This is a genomic window from Agrobacterium sp. ST15.16.055, assembly GCF_027956555.1.
GTDB classification, from domain to species: Bacteria; Pseudomonadota; Alphaproteobacteria; order Rhizobiales; family Rhizobiaceae; genus Agrobacterium; species Agrobacterium salinitolerans.
This window is the reverse complement of sequence record NZ_JAQKGN010000015.1, coordinates 14,750-32,183: the sequence shown is the minus strand read 5'-3', so window position 1 is coordinate 32,183 and position 17,434 is coordinate 14,750. Positions and strand designations below refer to the sequence as shown.

The following is a 17,434-nucleotide window of genomic DNA, read 5'->3' as shown; positions in this document are numbered from 1 at the left end:
AAACTTGAGAAAAAAGAGAAAATTTTGCGGCCCCTTCCGTTTTCTGTATCGGGGCGCCGATGAAAAAGCTTCATCGCGCCTTGAAACTGCGTATTTTGAAGGGGCACCTATGGGACTTTGGGGCAAATTGGATGTCGATTACAGGCATCGAGGTCGAGTTTCGGCAGTAACGCTGCTGTTGTCGTCGGTTGCGGCAATCGTGACGATGACGGCGGAAAAACCTGCCATCGCGCAGACCGCCGAAACGACGTACTCAATCGCACCCGGACCTTTGAACCAAGCTCTGGCTGCCTTTGGTCGCCAGTCCGGCATTCAGGTCACCTATGCCCCATCGAATGCAACAGCCAAACAGTCTCCCGGCGTCAGCGGGCGCCTGTCGGCCGATACAGCCATCGCGCGCATCCTTTCAGGCTCCGGCCTGAGCTATAGTTTCACCAATTCCAGAACAATTGTCATTTCGCCTGCGGCCGCCGGCACAGCAGATGCAGGGGGCGGCTCCACAAACCTTGCACCGATCGTCGTATCCGGCGAGAGTGCCTTCGGCCCGGTCGACGGCTATGTGGCAAGAAACGCCTCCTCGGCAATGAAGGGTGACATCTCGATCCTCGAAACGCCACAGGCGGTGTCCGTTGTGACCGCCGACCGCATCGAAGATCAGGCGGCACAGAGCGTCAACGAAGCGCTTCGCTATACTGCAGGTGTCCGATCGGAAACGAGCGGCGCGCAAATGATGGACAATCCGCTCTATCTTCGCGGCTTCCAGCAGAGCAGTCTGGAAATGTATCAGGACGGCCTTAGGTCCGTCACCCCCGGCTATTTCGGATTCTTCGCTGTCGAACCATACGGCCTTGAACGTGTCGAGGTTCTCAAGGGGCCCTCTTCCGTTCTTTATGGTCAGCAGGCTCCGGGCGGATTGATCAATGTGGTTTCCAAACGACCGACAGAAAACCCGGTCAATGAAGTCGAAGCAACGGTCGGCAGCTTCGATCATTATCAAGGCGGTTTCGATGTTGGCGGCACGACGGAAGAAAAAAACATCATGTACCGCATGGTCGGCATGGTGCGTGAGGCCGATACACAGGTCGACTACGTTGAAAACAATCGCCGCTACTTTGCCCCGAGTATCACCTGGGCGCCGAATGAGGATACCAAGCTGACCGTTCTCGGTTCCTATCAGCGCAACGAGGGAGATTTCTACGCGCAGGTTCCGGCCACCGCCGTTCTCTTGCCGAATCCGAACGGCCACATCCCATTCAGCCGGTTCCTCGGCGAACCGGATTGGGAATATGAGACATCCGAACGAACAGCGGTCGGGTACGAGTTCGAACATCGTTTCAACGATACCGTAAAGTTCGAGCAGAATTTTCGCTACACACATATGTCCAACCATCGCCAGTACCTGCAGGCCAGCGGAGCGCTGGTGGACAACCGGTTGCTCAACCGCACCTATAACCTGCGTGACATTGAAAACGACGGCATTGCCGTCGACAGCCGCTTCCGGTTCGATTTCGACACCGGTCCGATTGAACACAAGGCGATCGTCGGTCTGGATTATCTCTGGGGCACATCACGCTGGTTGGAGCAGCGCGGCACTGCAAGCGCGATCGATATCTACAACCCCGTCTACGGATCGTCCGTCAACACTAACGTCTATTCGACCAAGTCACTTTCGGACATCGACGCGTCTCAGGCAGGTCTGTACGTTCAGGATCAACTCAAGCTCGACAATCTCATTCTGACACTCGGCATGAGGCAGGACTGGGCGTGGCGCGATACGGAAAACCTCATCGCCGGAACGTCGACCAAACAAAACGATCATGCCTTCACCAAAAAGGCCGGTCTGACGTATCTCTTTGACGGCGGCATTGCGCCGTACGCCAGCTATTCCGAGTCCTTCAACCCTGTCGTCGGCACCGACAGCCTCGGCAATGTGTTCGTTCCAGAAACGGCTCAGCAATGGGAGGTTGGCATCAAGTATCAGCCAGATGGCTTTGATGGCATATTCACCGTGAGCGCCTTCGATCTCGCACGCCAGAACGTCCAGACCTACGATCCTGCCGATCCGCGCTATACCCTGCAGACCGGTGAAATCCGCGCCCGTGGTTTGGAATTCGAGGCCGTTTCCAATCTTGATAACGGCATCAGCCTCGCGGCAGCCTATACCTACACGGATGCAGAGATCACGGAAACAAAAACGGCAAGTCAGCTCGGGAACACGCCTTACCGTGTTCCCCGCCATGCGGCGTCGCTCTGGGTGAATTACGAGTTACAGCAGGAAGCGCTGGAAGGTCTCAGTGTTGGTGCCGGTGTGCGCTATATCGGCGAGACCTGGGGCAATGACGATAACACCTTCAAGGTGCCGGGGTTCACACTCGTTGACCTTGCACTCCGCTATGACTTCGGCAAAAAGTTTCCGGAAGCCAAGGGGTTGAGCGCGTCGATCAACGTCAGCAACCTGTTCGACAAGTATTACGTGCCCGGATGCTTCACCAGCAACGGCTGCAACTATGGTTCGCAGAGAACCATTTTCGGCAAGCTCAGCTACCAGTGGTAAGATCCAAGTATCATCTGCAAGGTCGTATTTGCCGACGCACCGTCATTTTCGGTGCGGCGGCATTTCTTTTGCAAGGCCTTACGGCGCGCGCGGCGTCTACTGACGCCCCGCGCGTCGCCGCCATTGACTGGGCCGCTGCAGAAACTTTGATTGCAGTCGGGATAACGCCGATTGCGATTGCAGACCTTGCGGGGTTTCGCGCCAGCTTCGCACATCTTCCGGACACGGCCGGCACCATAGATCTGGGCTCGACCTGGGAGCCGAACTTCGAGCTTCTCGATCGCTTGAAACCTGACCTGATTTATCTTCCATCGTGGAGCAGCCTGTCACGCGCCCAGCTTGACCAAATCGCCACGGTTCGTCTTTGCGACATCCACGGTAACGGTGGCGATCCGATAGAGAAGGCCAGGAGCTTTGGCGAAAGCGTCCTCAATGAACTAACAACAATGTCAGAGCCTTCCGCGATCAGGCAACTGGAAGCGCGCCTACAACGGATCACCGGCCAAACATCACCGCAACCCGTGTTTCTTCTTAATCTGCGCAGTACCAGCCGTTTCGTAAACGTCTACGCTGCCGGCAGCCTGCCAGACAGCGCATTGATGCATGTCGGTCTTCAGAATGCCTGGCAAGGCCCCGTAAACGGCTTTGGTTTCGCCTCGATCGGAGCGGAAAAACTGCTCCAGTCTCCCGATGCGTCGATCGTGATCCTCAATCAGAACGATCGGACGACCGAGATGCTGTCGCGGCTCGAACGCAACATTTTCTGGGCGTCGATGCCGGCCGTGCGCGCGGGCCGTATTCATGTCTCGCCGCCGATCTCGGTTTTCGGCGGATTGCTGTCAGCGACGACCTTTGCAGAATGGCTGGCTGATACGTTCGACAAGGCGACATAACATGGCAAAGGCACTCGAACGACGCTCCCGAATATCGTCCCCACTTCCCTTTTTCGTGCTGCTGGTCGGGTTGCTCAGCCTCCTGCTGGCAGCAATCAATCTCCAACGCGTCCTGCCCGTATCTGAGTGGTTCAATGCCCTGTCATTGCAGCAGTCGGAATCAATACAGCAGCTTCTTTTCGCCTGGGCCGCACTTCCGCGTCTGGCCGTTGCATTTCTCTGCGGGACGGCGCTTTCCCTATCGGGTCTGCTGTTCCAGCAATCTCTCCGCAATCCGCTGGCCGAGCCGACGACACTTGGAACGTCGGCGGGTGCGCAGGCAGCCTTGCTCGCATCCCTGGTATGGGCCCCCGGCCTACTCGGTATCGGCCAAGGCCCGATAGCCATAGCCGGCGCTGCACTTGCCACCGCGGGGGTATTTGGTATCTGTTTGCGCGCGGAACGATCTCCGATCGTAATCATTCTCGCGGGCCTCGTCGTCAATCTAACTCTCGGCACGATTTGCGCAATCATCATCCTTCTCTATCCGGAACGGAGCGAGGATCTCGCACAATGGCAAACCGGACGGCTGGAACAAACCGGCTGGATACCTGCGCTCTGCCTTGGTCTATGCCTGTTCCTCGGATGGGCGATCACCGCCTTTCTGTGCCGAGCTCTTCGCCTTCTCGAAATGGAGGATACGGTCGTCATTTCGCTCGGGATGAAACCAGCATGGCTGCGCGGCATATCGCTCGCCATCGCCATTATCATGTCAGGAACGGTGGTTGCCACGATCGGCACGATCGGCTTCATCGGCATTGCAGTGCCGGCCCTTGCCCGTGCGCTCGGAGCACGGGAGTTGCGCACGCTCGTCCTTTGGGCACCTCTTCTAGGAGGCCTGCTCCTCGTCCTGGCCGATCAGATCGTGCAATTACCGGCCTTTTTGAACGGCCAATTCCCGACAGGCACATTCGCATCGCTTCTGGGTGCGCCGGTATTGCTTGTGCTTCTATCCGGAACGAGATCCCGCACGTTGCAATCAGTCGCGAGGCAGATGACATTCCCACGCGTCCTGATCAGGCCGCGGCATCTGCTCGGTATTTTTCTCATTATGGTCGCCGTGCTCGCCGTGAGCCTCGCATTTGCCCGCGGCCCGGCGGGATGGGAATGGTGCACCGATATCGAGGTGATCAAACGTTGGCGCGTCATGCGGGTCGAGGCTTCGCTCTCAGCCGGCATTCTTCTCGGCATTAGTGGTGTTCTCGTTCAGCGCGTAACAGCTAATCCGATGGCAAGCCCGGAGGTTATGGGAATATCCGCCGGCGCAACACTCGGAGCAATCGCGCTTCTTTTCGTCTCTACGACATTCACCTCGGGCGACCTGTTCACTGCATGTGCCATCGGTTCGCTCCTCGTGACATCCGCGATCGTCATTCTCGCCGGACGCGCCAACTTTGCCCCAGACAGAATCATCCTGATCGGCATAGCCCTTTCTTCGATCGTCGGTGCCATAGGTTCCTTTGTGATTGCCATGGGAGGACCCGCACGCGGCCTGCTTCTGACATGGTTTTCCGGTTCGACCCATCGTGTAACGCAGGATCAGGCCGTGCTCGTGGCAGCCGCCGCAACCCTGGCAATGGCCGTGGTGCCGCTGTTCAGTCGTTGCCTGGATGTACTGGAGCTCGGAGAAGACAATGCCCGCGCTCTTGGACTGCCCGTATCGGCAACACGGGGCGCCATCATCCTCTACAGCGCAATTTCGACCGCCGCAGCGACAATCATCGTAGGGCCTGCAACCTTTGTCGGCCTCCTGGCCCCCCACATGGTGCGGCAATTCGGTATCCATCGTCCTTTGCCCCAGATCTTTGCCTCCGCTTTTGCCGGAGGCGCCTTGATGCTTGTTGCCGATTGGCTCGGCCGGACGCTGATCTTTCCGTGGCAGATGCCCGCCGGGCTCCTGACCGCCCTGATCGGTGGGCCACTATTCCTCTATTCCATTCGCCAGCGACGTTGAATCCAGACCAACACTTGAAACGGGAGACCCTACTCCATGAAACAATGTTACCGCGCCGAAGTTCTCGACAAGCATTGGCTGACACCATCAATGATACGCGTTGAAATCGGCGGCGGGGATATGGCGCAGTTTCAATCGAGCGGATTTCCGGATGAATGGGTGCGGCTGGTTTTTCCAGCGGAGAACGGGAAAGTCACGATGCCTCGGCTGGTTGATGACCGTTGGCAGATGCCGACCGACCTGCCAAGGTCGCGCCTTAGACCTTACACGATCAGGCAGGTGAACGAGGAAACGGCCTCCGTTACTGTCGATTTCGTGGTCCATGACGGTGGACTGGCCTCGGATTGGGCTCGTTTGGCACGCCCAGGTGACGAGATCGGCGTCACCAGTCCGCAGGGCAAATATGCACCGCCTGACGATGCAGAGTGGATAATTCTCATTGCCGACGCAACAGGATTGCCCGCCGCCGCAAGGATACTTGCCGAGAAGAAATGTAATCGCCCATGTGTCTCTCATATCGAGATTCCGGACATGCATGACGCGCTGCTCGACCTCGACGCGCTTTGCGACATGAATTGGCACACCGGATTCGGCAACATTCCAGGATCGACAAACCTGCTCGAGATCGCCCAAGCCGTTCAGCTCCCAGCGGGTATCGGATATATATGGGTTGCGGGAGAAGCAAAGGTCACGACAGCGGTCCGCCGTCTTCTATGCGACGAGCGAGGCATGCCCAAAGATTCCATCACGGCAATCGGCTATTGGATCCTAGGAAAACCGAGGGATTGAAAAGTATGAAGGTTTAGATGTGAATCGAACCGTCGGCCCCACGCGATCGTGATCGATCAGTTTACCGGCAGATACACTGGTTCGCCTTGAAGGGATCGTAAGCGCCGTTTTGAGAGCACGTCGGTTTACGCTTGAGGGAATGGAATAACGTTGTTTCCGCGCATGAACGCAAGGGCACCCTCTGTCTCAATGGCTTGCACCGCTACGTCCTGTGCCTCTGTGTCGGATCGGAATTGCTCGTCCCAGACGTGACTTGTGTTGTTGTAGTCGACCACCTCAAGCGTCCATGTTGTATCGGTTTCCAGTCGGAATATGTCGATGGAGAACGGATAGCCATCAACGACGATCCTCTTACTTTTGCCAGAAGTCACCAGATTGGGTTCGTCGTCTTCGATCATTTTGCAAGTCCAGCTCCTGTATCACGACGACGAGTATGCCGGTGGAGATGAACCCGTCAAGTGGCTGGCTTGATGGTCCTTTTGAATGCCACGGCAACAATTCATCGTTCCGGCTCTGCCTGTGACCATTCACGATGGCGGCGAGTGTGCTGGTCAAGTAGGCCGTGGCCTCATTATGGCGGAGAGTAAGACGAATACACGCCAGCTTGGTCATGGCGAGAAAGGTCACCTGATCGTAGAACCCAGAAGATGCCGTTGAGCACCCGTCGGTCATCGACGCGAGGCACGCCTCGCGGCTTGTTAGGCAGGAGTGTCGAAATCATGCGCCATTCAAAGTTGGTCAGATCATAATGGCTCATCCCTGAATCTGAATCAGGTGATACGACTACAGGAAAGGCACGAAACTGAAGTAGGAGCGCCAATCTAGGCCATCAACTTGGGAAAAAAGACCAATCCTCGGCCATGAATTCGAGCGTTTCGTCGCGGAAATAGTATAGAAAATGCCGAGAACTGACGGTGTCTGCACCGATATTTTCCCAAGACACGGCATCGCGGTCGGGGTCAGGACCGATTAACTCATAGAACTCGCCCCAACGAGGAGTAACGCCGCTGTAGCGGCCATGGCCGTCCGCCTTATACCATTCATGATCGTTGGTGCTGTCCCAGCGCCAGCGGCTGCAACCAGCAAATCTCAAAGTGCCCCGTGTTTCTTCAAATTTCGAACTGGGCTTCGAAAACAGGGCCAAAGCCCTGCGAATACCCGTTGGCTTTTTGTCGTCCACGACCCTGTACGAGCGGAAGCGGACGTTGGCGGAGGAGGCCTCAACTGAAACCTGCGGCTCTGGGGCATTTGGATCGGCCACCCAACCCTGGCCGAGTTGCAATTTGACAAACTTTAACATGCATTACGATTAGCCAACTTGCATAGCCTATACCACTCAATTAGTTCACGGCCTAATCGAGAAGAGAGGATTTTCGGCTCATCGTAGCTCACTCAAAGGAAGCGAAGATGAGACAGAAAACCGGGCCGCAGACATTGGCGGCCGAGAAGACGGTCAAGGACATCCGCTGGGCCACACGCAAGCACCATTCGTGGGAGGAGAAAATCCGCATCGTGCTGGAAGGCCAGCGTCGCGAAGACAGCATTGCCGCGATTTGCCGCCGTGAGGGGTCTATCGACACCGCAACCTTGTCGAACGGTTCTTCAACAGGATCAAACAGTTTCGAGGCATCGCAACCCGATATGACAAGCGTCCGGAAAATTACCTCGCCGCCATAAAGCTCGTCGCCGCAAGGATCTGGTGTCAGAGTTTATGAGTCGACGCCGTAGTTCTCCAGCAATTTACGAGACTGATTTCCAATTGGAACTCCAAACGGCAATGCCCACTGCTATTCTTCACTACGCCATCACATGCTTTCCAGCCATCAATCGCGTGCCAAGGCTTCTATCGGGTCCAGCTTTGCAGCGTTGCGGGCGGGAAGGAAGCCGAAGACGATTCCGATCAGGGTGGAGCAGGCGAAGGCCACAATGATGGAGCCAGGAGAGAAGATCATTTTGAAGTCTGGGCTCAGTAGATTAAAAAGAGCGCTGATCCCGAGGGCGAGGATCACTCCCATGAAGCCGCCGACAAGGCAGACCATGACGGCCTCGATCAGGAACTGTGATAGGATGTCGCTGCGGCGCGCGCCAACCGCCACACGAACGCCGATCTCCTTGGTGCGTTCGGTCACGGACACCAGCATGATATTCATCACGCCGATGCCACCGACAATCAGCGAGATTACGGCGACAGACGAAATCAGCAATGTCAGGGTTTGTGTGGTGGTCTCGATAGTCTCGCGAATGGTCGCGGAGTTGGTGAGGAAGAAGTCTCTCGCCCCATGCCGACGCTCGATAAGGCGCGAAACTGCGGCCTCGACATTGCCTGGATCGACATCGTCGCTGATACGGACGGTTACGCCGTCGACGTTCGAACGACCCAGCATGCGGCCCATGACGGTTGTGTAAGGCGCATAAACGGTCAACGTATCAACCGCCGGGCCGAAGGAGTTTTCCCGTTTCGTCACACCTACAACCCTCGCCGGCATTGTGCCCAGAAGGATGACCTGCCCCACCGGGTTTACCCGGTCTGGAAAGAGGTCTCGCGCGGCGCTTGCGTCGATCACCACGTTTTGGCTGTAGGCGATAACATCCTGGGCGTCGAACAGTTGTCCATGCGCCAGCTCAAGGCCCCGTACACGAAAGAAGTCCGCGCCAACTCCGGTGACTGACGCATTGACGGCCACGGCGGCACGTTTGACAGTTGCGCTCGTCGTGACGGTTGGTGTCACGCTGTCGACATAGGGCTGGTTCTCCAGCGCTTCTGCATCGGCGGGAACCAGGGTTCGTATCTTGCCCGCTTCCAGATCGCCGAAGCCTTTACCGGCCCGCACCTCGATCGTGTTGGTGCCGAGCGAGCTGATACTACTCAGGATTTGTTGCCGCGAGCCGGCGCCCAGTGCCGAGATTGCCGCTACCGAGGCGATACCGATGATGATACCGAGCATGGTCAGAAGCGAGCGCATCTTGTGCGCCCATATTGCCGCGCCCGCCATACGAAAGGCCTCGGCCATCCGGTCAATTGCGCCACGCCAGCCAGCGCCCGGCGCGTGCTCGCGGATGGGACGGGCCGTCGCGGCGGATTTGGATATATTTCGCTCGTCGGAAATGATAACGCCGTCGCTGATCTCCACGACCCGATCCGCATGTTCGGCGATCTTCTTGTCGTGAGTGACGAGGATGATGGTATGCCCCTCGGCGTGAAGCTCGCGAAGGATCTTCATGACTTCGGCACCACTGTGCGTATCCAGCGCTCCGGTCGGTTCGTCGGCCAGAATTATCTCGCCGCCATTCATCAGGGCACGGGCGATCGACACCCGCTGCTGCTGGCCGCCCGAAAGCTTGCCCGGGATATTGCCCGTCCGCTCGGCGAGGCCCAGTCGGGTCAATAAGGAGATCGCTCGCTTGTGCCGGTCGGATCGGCTGCGTCCGGCATAGATGGCTGGCACCTCGACGTTGCTGGCCGCGCTGAGATCGCCAAGCAGATGATAACGCTGGAAGATGAAACCAAAACGCTCACGGCGTAGCGTCGCCAGTTCGTCCACGGACATCTTCGACGTCTCGCGCCCTTCGATCCAGTAGCTGCCGTCCGTCGGACGATCGAGGCAGCCAAGGATGTTCATCAGCGTCGACTTGCCGGAGCCAGAAGCCCCGATGATGGCCATCATCTCGCCGGCCTCGATGTCGAGGTCGACGTCTTTCAGCACCCGCACCATCTCGTCGCCAGCGGGGAAAGCGCGGGATACCCTACGTACGCGGAGCAGTGGTTCCGTCATAGCGCGCCCTACCGCTTCGCCGCGGCCAGTTGAGCCTGGCCATCCATGCGTTCGTCCGTGGATGCTCCCAAGACGATGGTCTCGCCTGCCTGAAGACCGCGAAGGATCTGGATGTCCGCGCCGTTATCGATGCCGACCTGGACCTGTCGAATCTGGACCTCGCCCATCGCGTCCAGTATGCGCACACGCGCCGTATCACCGGCCCGGCGCGCGCCTTCCACTGCACTGAGCGGAACCAGCACGGCGCCACCGACTCGGCTCAAGACGATGGACACCTGCGCCGTCATAGAGGGTCGCAAGACCCCATCCGCATTCGCCACGTCGATCAGCCCGGTGTAATAAACCGCGCCGTTGGTTGAGCCAATCCGGCTAGCGGCGCTGCTGCTCTCGTTGGCGATGGAGGCCGGGGCCGGTTCCACCTGTCGCAACTCCCCATCGAAACGGCGCTTCGGATCGCCAAGAATGCTGAACCAGACCGGCAGGCCCCGCCGTACACGCACGACGTCAGCCTCGGAGATATCCGCGCGCACCGTCATTGTGTCCAATCGTGCGATCATGACGATCGTCGGCGCGGTCTGCAGGGCATTTACGGTTTGGCCCTCGTCGGTGACGATCGCGACCACTGTGCCGGCGATTGGGGCAGTGATGCGGGTATAGTCCAGCTCTATACCCGCAGACTCCAGCGCGACCTGCGCTTGGGCGACCTGAGCGTCCAGCGATTGAACCTCAGCCCGTGCTGTGTCTCGCATCGCAACCGCAGCGTCATACTGGGCGCGCGGCGTGGAACCACCTGCCAGCAGGTCACGCTCGCGCTCGAAATCCTTCTCGGCCTTCACCAGACCGGCGCGGCGCGCGGCGTGAACGGCGCGGATGTTGGCCAAAGCGGCCTCGCGGTCCCGCAAGGTGTTGCGCCGGGTCTGAGAATCGATCTCGGCCACCAATTGGCCAGCCTCGACGATGTCACCGATCTTGACAGCCAGATGCTCAATGCGACCCGACGCCTGGGCGCCGACACGCACCAGCTCGAGCGGTTCGAGAACCCCGGTCGCCAGCACCACCTCTTCAATGTCACCCGTTCGCGCCTGCGCCGTCACCAGTTCAGGCTTCGCCGGCGAACGCAAAAACAGGAGCCAGACGACCAGCATACCGACAAGGGTTGCCGCCGCCAGGATGAAATGCTTGCGGGTGATGTGCCGTGTCATGTAGTCGTAGTCCATGCTATTGAGATTTGCGGGCTTTCTCTGTCACGAGAGTTACCTGAAAATTACGGGGAGCGGTCGTCGGGCGTATCCGTTTGGCACGCGCTGTAAAACCAAGCGATCGGCACAGAATGCTCGCAATGGCGATGGTGTGCCAGCGATCGCCCGCCACACATCACGCGATTGCGGACGTGCCCAGCCAACATCGACGAATAAGATGCGTTGACCCACTGGCGCAGGCGACGGTCCCTACCGCTGCTGGAAAACGCGCTTCTCGCGCCAGCGTACGGCAAATGTGCTGCCCTTGCCTGGAGCGGACGAAAGCTCAACATAGCCGCCGTGACGGGTGACGATCTCGTTGACCATGCTGAGCCCCAGGCCCGCACCTGAGCCGTGAGGGCTGACCCGGTAGAACGGCTCGAATATACGCGACTGCTTATCCCCGGCAATTCCGCAGCCCTGATCGGCGACGGTCACGCTGCCGTCAGCCTTAATACTGACCGATATCTGTCCTCTTCCGCCTCCGTACTGGACTGCATTACGGACCAGATTGACGAATGCACGCTCCAGAGCTTCAGCATCCCCGGGAACGAACAGCTTTTCCGCATCGCTATCGAACGAAACCTCGTAACCTTCGGCGATTGCTAAGGGAGCAAGGTCCGCAACCACCTTAGACACAACGCTGTTGAGATCGACAGGTGCATTCTGCTGGGGCTTCTGCCGGTACTTCTCGGTGTCGAGAAGCTGGTTTGCGATCGCTGTAAGTCGCTTGATGGCAGTCTGCAGGTGTGTCTTATCCGCACCCGGTGAAAGCGTATCAATTCTCACCTGCAGGACAGCAATCGGCGTTCGAAGTTCATGGGCCGCGTTGACAAAGAAGCGCTCCGTCGCCTCGAATCCGCTATCGAGACGGCGCAGCGCCCTGTTGATATCGCGCACCAAACGAAGCACCTCAGTGGGCAAGCCCCGCTCTTCCACCAGGGCGCCACGTGTGTCGAGATCGATCCTGTCGAGACGCCTGGTCAGGTCGCTGAAGGACCGCAAAGCCCAGCGTGTGACAAACGGGACGCCAATCAGGGAAATGGCGACGAGGATCAGCGCCGGCACGCCGATGGCAAGGTTCCCCAACAGCACGGTCACACCATATTGGGACATCGAAACACCACCTGCAAAAATCGTTGCCTCACCGGCCTCTGTGTCGAAACGCTCCATGCGGGCGACACTCAGCGGATCGTTCAGGTCACCATGCAGCTCGACACTTCTGAACGCCCGCAGGAATGGCATGTTGTCGGCAATTTTCTCAGGAGGCGTACCGTGTGCAAGGACAATATCTTTTCCAAGGTCTGCCACGAACCAAAGGTCAGGCGCTTCTTGTATAATCTCTTTAAGCTCGGCCGTCGGAACCAGATGGGGTCGGCCATTCGGCTCGAGACGAACCGAGTCTGCGATTTCCTGAGACAGCCAGATGGACGTGATCGCCACATCGGGCTTGAGGCCAGAAAGGAGATAGAAAACCAGGCTGAGCGAGGCGATGACCGCGCAGAGCTGCAGGACAATAAAACCAAAAGTGAATCGCCAGCGAAGGGATGTGCTGGTCATCCTATTTCTGCTCATGAAGGTAGTAGCCTATGCCACGAATGTTCTTGATAACAATGTCGGCCTCCGCTTCGCCAAGCTTTCGGCGCAGGCGAGACATATTGGATTCCAGTGAGTTCGACTGGATTTCGTCGTCAAAGGAATAGACCTGCCCCTCAAGAGACGAGCGCAACACGGTACGACCGCGGTTTCTCAAAAGAGTCTCGATGATGAGCAGTTCCCTTCGGGTGAGCCCAAGCCGGACGCCGTTGACATGCACATCGCACGAAACCCGATCATAGGTGACGTTTCCTGCCGACAGGACGGACGGGCCTGCTGTCGGCACCCGCCTCAGCACAGCGCTCATTCTCGCGACCAGTTCGGGGATTTCGAAGGGCTTCGGTAAATAATCATCAGCACCGTCATTGAGCCCGGATATGCGCTCGTCGGTAGACCTCAGAGCTGAGATGATGATCGATCGCGTGTTTGAACCTGCGCCACGCAAATCCGCAAGGAAGGTACTGCCATCACCATCAGGCAGTTGCCGGTCGATAAGGACGATATCGTAGTCCGCCATGGCGATCGCTTCCCGCGCCGTTGCCAGATCGCCAACCGCGTCAAGAACGATGCCATGCTGCGAGAGGGCCACCCTCAAGGCATCCGTCATTTCTGGATCGTCTTCGATAAGTAGAAGTTTCATAGTCGCCTACTCAGTCAAGTCGGACTATCGTTTCCGATCATCCTTACAGCAAAACGACGGCCATTGGTCGAGATAAACTCGACGTTCGCGATGTCATGACCGTCAGATTACCGGATGTCATAAAACTGCCGCGGACGCGGAAACCGAAGAACCGGAGTCCGTCGGTATCACTCTAACCTTTGACGTGCGGCAGCCCGGCTGCAATCTCTACCGGCAGCGACCGTAATAATCCCGGTATTTGCAGCTGTAGTCGCGGCGATCCCGTTGTCCCCAGCGGTCGCGGCGGTTCCTGTCGTTACGTTCGCTGATGTTGCCTATCACAGCGCCACCCGCGCCGCCTGCGGCGGCTCCCACTGCTGCGCCTTCCCAGGTACCGCTTGCCAGCCCACCGATGATAGCACCGCTCGCCGCACCAATGCCGGCGCCCTTTTCCGTCTGGCTGCACGCGGTCAGTGCCACGCAAACGAGTACGCCCGAGATAATCTTTTTCATGCCTGTCCTTTCATTCACCGCCACGGCGGCCGTCCATCGACCGTTGAGGCAGAGACGTATGGCCGCCGAAAATTACGGGGAAGTTACGCAGAACCGGCGCCGTCGACGCCTGTCGAAGGGGGAAATTCTTGTAGGACGCGCGTCTTAGCGATCACCCATTCTCAAGTGACCGCCGTCCATTTATAGGCTCCGGATTCTCGCTGTTCCTCACTGCGTTTCAGGATGAAGAGCCGAAATGACTAAGCGCAGTCCCTCGCCAACGTTCTTGCGGCGCGCAAACACGACAGTGAAACCTTGTCGGTGCAGATTAACGAGGGCGACATGCTTCGCACAATCGATGAGTTCGCCAGGACGAGATCACATTGATCGATGGTAGCCCCGAGCTAATCTTGCCTGCTCTTCAGCCGCATTGACGGTCACGTTCCCAAGCTCTGACCCGCACGCGACGCAGTGGGCGGAATGTGATGTTTCAAGTGGCTTTTTCGAATACATCTGCCTCACTCTGGGTCGTGAAGGTGAACGTGACCTGTTCGCTGTCATCGTCCTGTCGGAGACCCATTGCAGTTACAATCAAACGCGCGATCTCGTCCTGTGCTTCACGTCCCGAGCGGTACGACCCCACCGCCTTCTCGATGGCGGGACCGAATACCTCGCTGATTACACCGAGGCGCATATTGTATTTCATGATGATGTCGCGGTCCTCGATGATCGCTGCCTGTTCGGCCTTTGGGATGCCGGCGTTCTCCATGGCGGTTATTGTTGCGTTGGTCGCGAGCTTGATCGGACCTTCGTCCAACCACCGATCAACCATCTGATGGAACTGGCGCATCCGCTCGGCAGGAATTGTTCTCTGTACACTGATCGACATCCGGATTCCTTTATCAGCTTTCATGCGAATACACTTTTTGCTTCGCTTCAGCTGCGACGCGCTACCCTGATAGTCAAAACACGTCGGCAATTCCAGATGGAGTCCACGCAGAAACGGTTTGTCAAGAATGTCGCATCGGGTTAAGCGGTCCATGAGCGTGAAGATGCCTCGTTCGCTCTACAAGGAAAACTTCAGGCCTTTCTTCCTACAGCACTCCCTTGAGGACCCTGCGCGAGCTGTTCCTAAACTAAAGACCTGCGTTGGTCGGCCTTAAATCAGCCGTGGTCTTCGAAGACCCCAATGGCTCCACGCTTTTGCAAGACGTACCGACTTTCAGCAAGAATTTCCCGATACCTCTGGACCTTTGCGGCGCCCATCCTGCGCAAATCGACCCTCGATGGAGGTGCTGACTGGACTGGAAAAGCTGCTTCGTTTTCCAGAAGGTCCAGCAGAAGATTACGCATGACCGCATTTGCCTCTTGCAGCTTCGCCAGTTCGATAACCTTTCCGCTCGATTCAAACCGCCTTGCGATGGCCTTGTCGATTTCGCTTTGGACAAGCAGAGCCTTGGCGGCGAAATGCCGACAGGCAGAGAATGTTGCCGCAAGCGCGCAAAACGCGAAAATAACGGAGATCATGTCGACCTCCAGGTTATCACCTGAAATCGATACTCTGTCGCCGATTTTCAATATGGATTCGGGTCAGTCAACTGAAAAATCACTTGCCGCTGAGACCAGCAACTTGTGAATTCCGAAGACGGCCCTCACTCCGAGGCTGTAACCCTCAGGCGGTCCGCCGTCCGACGTTTCGTGATCTCGTCACCATGAAAGGTAGGTCGCTTTTTTTACAGGGTATGCGAAAGGCTCACCGTTCTCTACGACGAAACCCTTGCTATACATGCAGCTGCGCACCTGGGCGGAGCCATAGGCACCTACATAGAAACCCACGTCGCCATATGATCGGTAACGTTCGATACTGCATCTGTCGAGGGCTGCCTGATAGGCCATCTCCAGTACACGGTTACCCGTCACCGGAACGGTGCCGTAAAGATGCAATTGGGTCCGCGCTTCCGCCGCTGCCGCAGTAAAGGTAACGCTTAGAACCACGCTTAAAGCCAGCTTGAGTCTCATGACGTGCCTCCAAAGAAATTATTGTGACGAGCAACGGGAATTTTGTCCTGTTTGTTCCCTCAATCAGAAGTTTCTCTACATACTGGTGGGGGCGGCTTCCGTGACGTCCCGGCCGGAAGTCTATGCCACCTTCCATTCCGCGAAGGGTCGACCCAGGCCCGCGGCCACGATCGATGCTGCGTGATAACAACAGAACGTTCCGTAACGCTGGAGGGAGAGCCTCGCGAAATCGCTGGAGGCACCATCTTATCGACGACCTTGGGTCCGATTGCTTATCGAAGGAACCCATCCCGGTCGAACTCTCCCCATCCATGAAGGTCGGCTGCGCCTTCGTCGGCCTTATGACCCGCCTTGTCTCCCGGTGTCATCTTCTTTTTGAGCGATCGAGCCAGCCGCCTCTGATAGGCCGCTTTCTGTCGTTTCTCTGCCTTCGCCTCCGCATCCTCCACCCGCCACTCTTCCACGACCCCGCGATCGAGGAGGTCCTCGACCACCTTTGGATCGAAGACATGGAAGGTGATCCGCCGGGCACGGCCGTTCAGCCGCACGGTTCTTGTCCCGGCGCTCTTGAGACGCCCATCTGCGAGCCAGCGATGTCGCTCGCTCGTCTTGATGGCGAGGATGTCCTGTATCTCTCGCGGGATCACCGGAAGAGTTTCGGCTTCCATCATCACGCCGGCCACGATCCTCGCAGCTGCGTCGAACGCGTTTTTGTCGCGGGCTGGCATCGCGAGCGTGATCTCGTTGCCCTCCAGGCTAATCGCTTTCTTCAAAGCCGCCGTCAGTCGGGCCTGCATTTCCTGCAGAATGCCTTTCGCTCGAACGGACGACCCGAGCGTCATCGCAGGCGACAACACCCACGTTCTAATCAGTTCGATATCGCTCTTCTCCAGTTTCCGCATCTCTCCTAGATAGTGCCGATCTCTTTTCGTTCAACGAGGTGAACTGTTCGGCGACCGTAGATTCAAACCATCCTACGATTAGCGGAAACGCCCTGCTTAGCGAGCATGGCTCTCCGGTTAAAAACGACGAGCCTTCCGGCCAGCATGTGCTCAAGCGGCCATCGCGATATCAGCGATGATTTGCCTTGTTGTCATAACGCAGCGCAGCCGCCTCGACCTTATCGCCGTTTGCTGCTGCCCATGAGCACAGGGCCTCAAACGGTTGCCGCAGCGAATGGCCCAGCGGGGTGATCGCATATTCCACACCCACAGGCTGAGTCGGCAGGACAGTCCTCGTCACAAGACCGTTCCGCTCAAGCCTCTTTAGAGCATCCGCCAAAGCCTTGTGGGTGATGCCGTCGAGACGGCGCTTGATCTCGTTGAAGCGCGAGGGCCTGGGACAAATCACCGTCAGAATCAGGATTGTCCATTTGTCCGCGATCTTGTCGAGCACGGGGCGAACCTGCGCCATGTCTCTAAGGGCGCACTGAGAGCGCGCTTCAAGGTCGGTATACTCGTCCATATCT

The 17,434-nt window shown here is 57.7% G+C and carries 16 protein-coding genes and 3 pseudogenes; 6 read left to right on the top strand and 13 right to left on the bottom strand.

Annotated features, from left to right (window positions below; genetic code table 11):
- The first annotated feature begins 4 nt into the window (after window positions 1-4).
- The 4 genes from PL599_RS18720 to PL599_RS18705 are packed head-to-tail and all read left to right on the top strand — an operon-like array spanning window position 5 to window position 6,229.
- Complete coding sequence (locus tag PL599_RS18720; RefSeq protein ID WP_269824988.1) at window positions 5-2,554, top strand: TonB-dependent siderophore receptor; 2,550 nt, start codon at window positions 5-7, stop codon at window positions 2,552-2,554.
- A complete protein-coding gene (locus PL599_RS18715; RefSeq protein ID WP_269824987.1) occupies window positions 2,548-3,447 on the top strand; it encodes an ABC transporter substrate-binding protein in 900 nt (299 codons plus the stop codon). The genes PL599_RS18720 and PL599_RS18715 overlap by 7 nt, the downstream gene beginning before the upstream one ends.
- 1 nt (window position 3,448) lies before the next feature.
- Window positions 3,449-5,440 (top strand): Fe(3+)-hydroxamate ABC transporter permease FhuB, encoded by a 1,992-nt coding sequence (gene fhuB / locus PL599_RS18710; RefSeq protein WP_269824986.1) that lies wholly within the window; start codon window positions 3,449-3,451, stop codon window positions 5,438-5,440.
- Between the two features lie 36 nt (window positions 5,441-5,476).
- Window positions 5,477-6,229 (top strand): siderophore-interacting protein, encoded by a 753-nt coding sequence (locus PL599_RS18705; protein ID WP_269824985.1) that lies wholly within the window; start codon window positions 5,477-5,479, stop codon window positions 6,227-6,229.
- A gap of 125 nt (window positions 6,230-6,354) precedes the next feature.
- Here PL599_RS18705 and PL599_RS18700 read toward each other — a convergent pair whose 3' ends face one another.
- From PL599_RS18700 to PL599_RS18690, 3 genes and pseudogenes are all read right to left on the bottom strand, one after another.
- Complete coding sequence (locus tag PL599_RS18700) at window positions 6,355-6,627, bottom strand: hypothetical protein (protein WP_269824984.1); 273 nt, start codon at window positions 6,625-6,627, stop codon at window positions 6,355-6,357.
- A gap of 227 nt (window positions 6,628-6,854) precedes the next feature.
- Window positions 6,855-6,986, bottom strand: a pseudogene (locus PL599_RS18695) (transposase); the annotation flags it as partial.
- Window positions 6,987-7,058: 72 nt separating this feature from the next.
- On the bottom strand, window positions 7,059-7,529 hold the full coding sequence (locus PL599_RS18690; protein WP_269824983.1) for a hypothetical protein: 471 nt from the start codon (window positions 7,527-7,529) through the stop codon (window positions 7,059-7,061).
- Between the two features lie 107 nt (window positions 7,530-7,636).
- On the opposite strand from PL599_RS18690, the pseudogene PL599_RS18685 reads away from it, so the two are divergent.
- Both PL599_RS18685 and PL599_RS18680 read left to right on the top strand, forming a co-directional pair.
- Window positions 7,637-7,798 (top strand): annotated as a pseudogene (locus PL599_RS18685) (IS3 family transposase); the annotation flags it as partial.
- Window positions 7,798-7,944 (top strand): annotated as a pseudogene (locus tag PL599_RS18680) (transposase); the annotation flags it as partial. The pseudogenes PL599_RS18685 and PL599_RS18680, both read left to right, overlap by 1 nt.
- Window positions 7,945-8,052: 108 nt before the next feature.
- On the opposite strand, the gene PL599_RS18675 reads toward PL599_RS18680, so the two are convergent.
- The 10 genes from PL599_RS18675 to PL599_RS18630 all read right to left on the bottom strand — a co-directional run bounded on the left by PL599_RS18675 (window position 8,053) and on the right by PL599_RS18630 (window position 17,430).
- A complete protein-coding gene (locus tag PL599_RS18675; RefSeq protein ID WP_269824982.1) occupies window positions 8,053-10,002 on the bottom strand; it encodes a MacB family efflux pump subunit in 1,950 nt (649 codons plus the stop codon).
- Between the two features lie 8 nt (window positions 10,003-10,010).
- Window positions 10,011-11,219 (bottom strand): efflux RND transporter periplasmic adaptor subunit, encoded by a 1,209-nt coding sequence (locus PL599_RS18670; protein WP_271359590.1) that lies wholly within the window; start codon window positions 11,217-11,219, stop codon window positions 10,011-10,013.
- Between the two features lie 231 nt (window positions 11,220-11,450).
- A complete protein-coding gene (locus tag PL599_RS18665) occupies window positions 11,451-12,800 on the bottom strand; it encodes a sensor histidine kinase (protein ID WP_269824980.1) in 1,350 nt (449 codons plus the stop codon).
- 1 nt (window position 12,801) lies between these two features.
- Complete coding sequence (locus tag PL599_RS18660; RefSeq protein WP_173991717.1) at window positions 12,802-13,476, bottom strand: response regulator transcription factor; 675 nt, start codon at window positions 13,474-13,476, stop codon at window positions 12,802-12,804.
- Window positions 13,477-13,683: 207 nt separating this feature from the next.
- Window positions 13,684-13,968: a YMGG-like glycine zipper-containing protein gene (locus PL599_RS18655; protein ID WP_077984381.1), complete on the bottom strand. Its 285-nt coding sequence runs from the start codon at window positions 13,966-13,968 to the stop codon at window positions 13,684-13,686.
- Window positions 13,969-14,437: 469 nt separating this feature from the next.
- Window positions 14,438-14,860: a hypothetical protein gene (locus PL599_RS18650; protein WP_269824979.1), complete on the bottom strand. Its 423-nt coding sequence runs from the start codon at window positions 14,858-14,860 to the stop codon at window positions 14,438-14,440.
- A 251-nt stretch (window positions 14,861-15,111) separates the two neighbouring features.
- Window positions 15,112-15,474, bottom strand: a complete 363-nt coding sequence (locus PL599_RS18645; RefSeq protein WP_271359586.1) for a hypothetical protein — start codon at window positions 15,472-15,474, stop codon at window positions 15,112-15,114.
- A 180-nt stretch (window positions 15,475-15,654) separates the two neighbouring features.
- Window positions 15,655-15,966 carry a hypothetical protein gene (locus PL599_RS18640; RefSeq protein ID WP_269824977.1) on the bottom strand — a complete coding sequence of 104 codons (312 nt, stop codon included), beginning with the start codon at window positions 15,964-15,966 and terminating at the stop codon, window positions 15,655-15,657.
- Window positions 15,967-16,238: 272 nt separating this feature from the next.
- A complete protein-coding gene (locus PL599_RS18635) occupies window positions 16,239-16,868 on the bottom strand; it encodes a hypothetical protein (protein WP_269824976.1) in 630 nt (209 codons plus the stop codon).
- Window positions 16,869-17,037: 169 nt separating this feature from the next.
- Window positions 17,038-17,430, bottom strand: a complete 393-nt coding sequence (locus PL599_RS18630) for a winged helix-turn-helix transcriptional regulator (protein ID WP_269824975.1) — start codon at window positions 17,428-17,430, stop codon at window positions 17,038-17,040.
- Window positions 17,431-17,434 lie beyond the last annotated feature (4 nt).

Bases quoted from the DNA above. Each gene is read 5' to 3' on its own strand.
- PL599_RS18640 (WP_269824977.1), bottom strand. From the start codon at position 15,966: ATGAGACTCAAGCTGGCTTTAAGCGTGGTTCTAAGCGTTACCTTTACT.
- PL599_RS18635 (WP_269824976.1), bottom strand. From the start codon at position 16,868: ATGCGGAAACTGGAGAAGAGCGATATCGAACTGATTAGAACGTGGGTG.
- PL599_RS18670 (WP_271359590.1), bottom strand. From the start codon at position 11,219: ATGGACTACGACTACATGACACGGCACATCACCCGCAAGCATTTCATC.
- PL599_RS18700 (WP_269824984.1), bottom strand. From the start codon at position 6,627: ATGATCGAAGACGACGAACCCAATCTGGTGACTTCTGGCAAAAGTAAG.
- fhuB (WP_269824986.1), top strand. From the start codon at position 3,449: ATGGCAAAGGCACTCGAACGACGCTCCCGAATATCGTCCCCACTTCCC.
- PL599_RS18690 (WP_269824983.1), bottom strand. From the start codon at position 7,529: ATGTTAAAGTTTGTCAAATTGCAACTCGGCCAGGGTTGGGTGGCCGAT.
- PL599_RS18705 (WP_269824985.1), top strand. From the start codon at position 5,477: ATGAAACAATGTTACCGCGCCGAAGTTCTCGACAAGCATTGGCTGACA.
- PL599_RS18645 (WP_271359586.1), bottom strand. From the start codon at position 15,474: ATGATCTCCGTTATTTTCGCGTTTTGCGCGCTTGCGGCAACATTCTCT.
- PL599_RS18660 (WP_173991717.1), bottom strand. From the start codon at position 13,476: ATGAAACTTCTACTTATCGAAGACGATCCAGAAATGACGGATGCCTTG.
- PL599_RS18665 (WP_269824980.1), bottom strand. From the start codon at position 12,800: ATGACCAGCACATCCCTTCGCTGGCGATTCACTTTTGGTTTTATTGTC.
- PL599_RS18675 (WP_269824982.1), bottom strand. From the start codon at position 10,002: ATGACGGAACCACTGCTCCGCGTACGTAGGGTATCCCGCGCTTTCCCC.
- PL599_RS18650 (WP_269824979.1), bottom strand. From the start codon at position 14,860: ATGAAAGCTGATAAAGGAATCCGGATGTCGATCAGTGTACAGAGAACA.
- PL599_RS18655 (WP_077984381.1), bottom strand. From the start codon at position 13,968: ATGAAAAAGATTATCTCGGGCGTACTCGTTTGCGTGGCACTGACCGCG.
- PL599_RS18630 (WP_269824975.1), bottom strand. From the start codon at position 17,430: ATGGACGAGTATACCGACCTTGAAGCGCGCTCTCAGTGCGCCCTTAGA.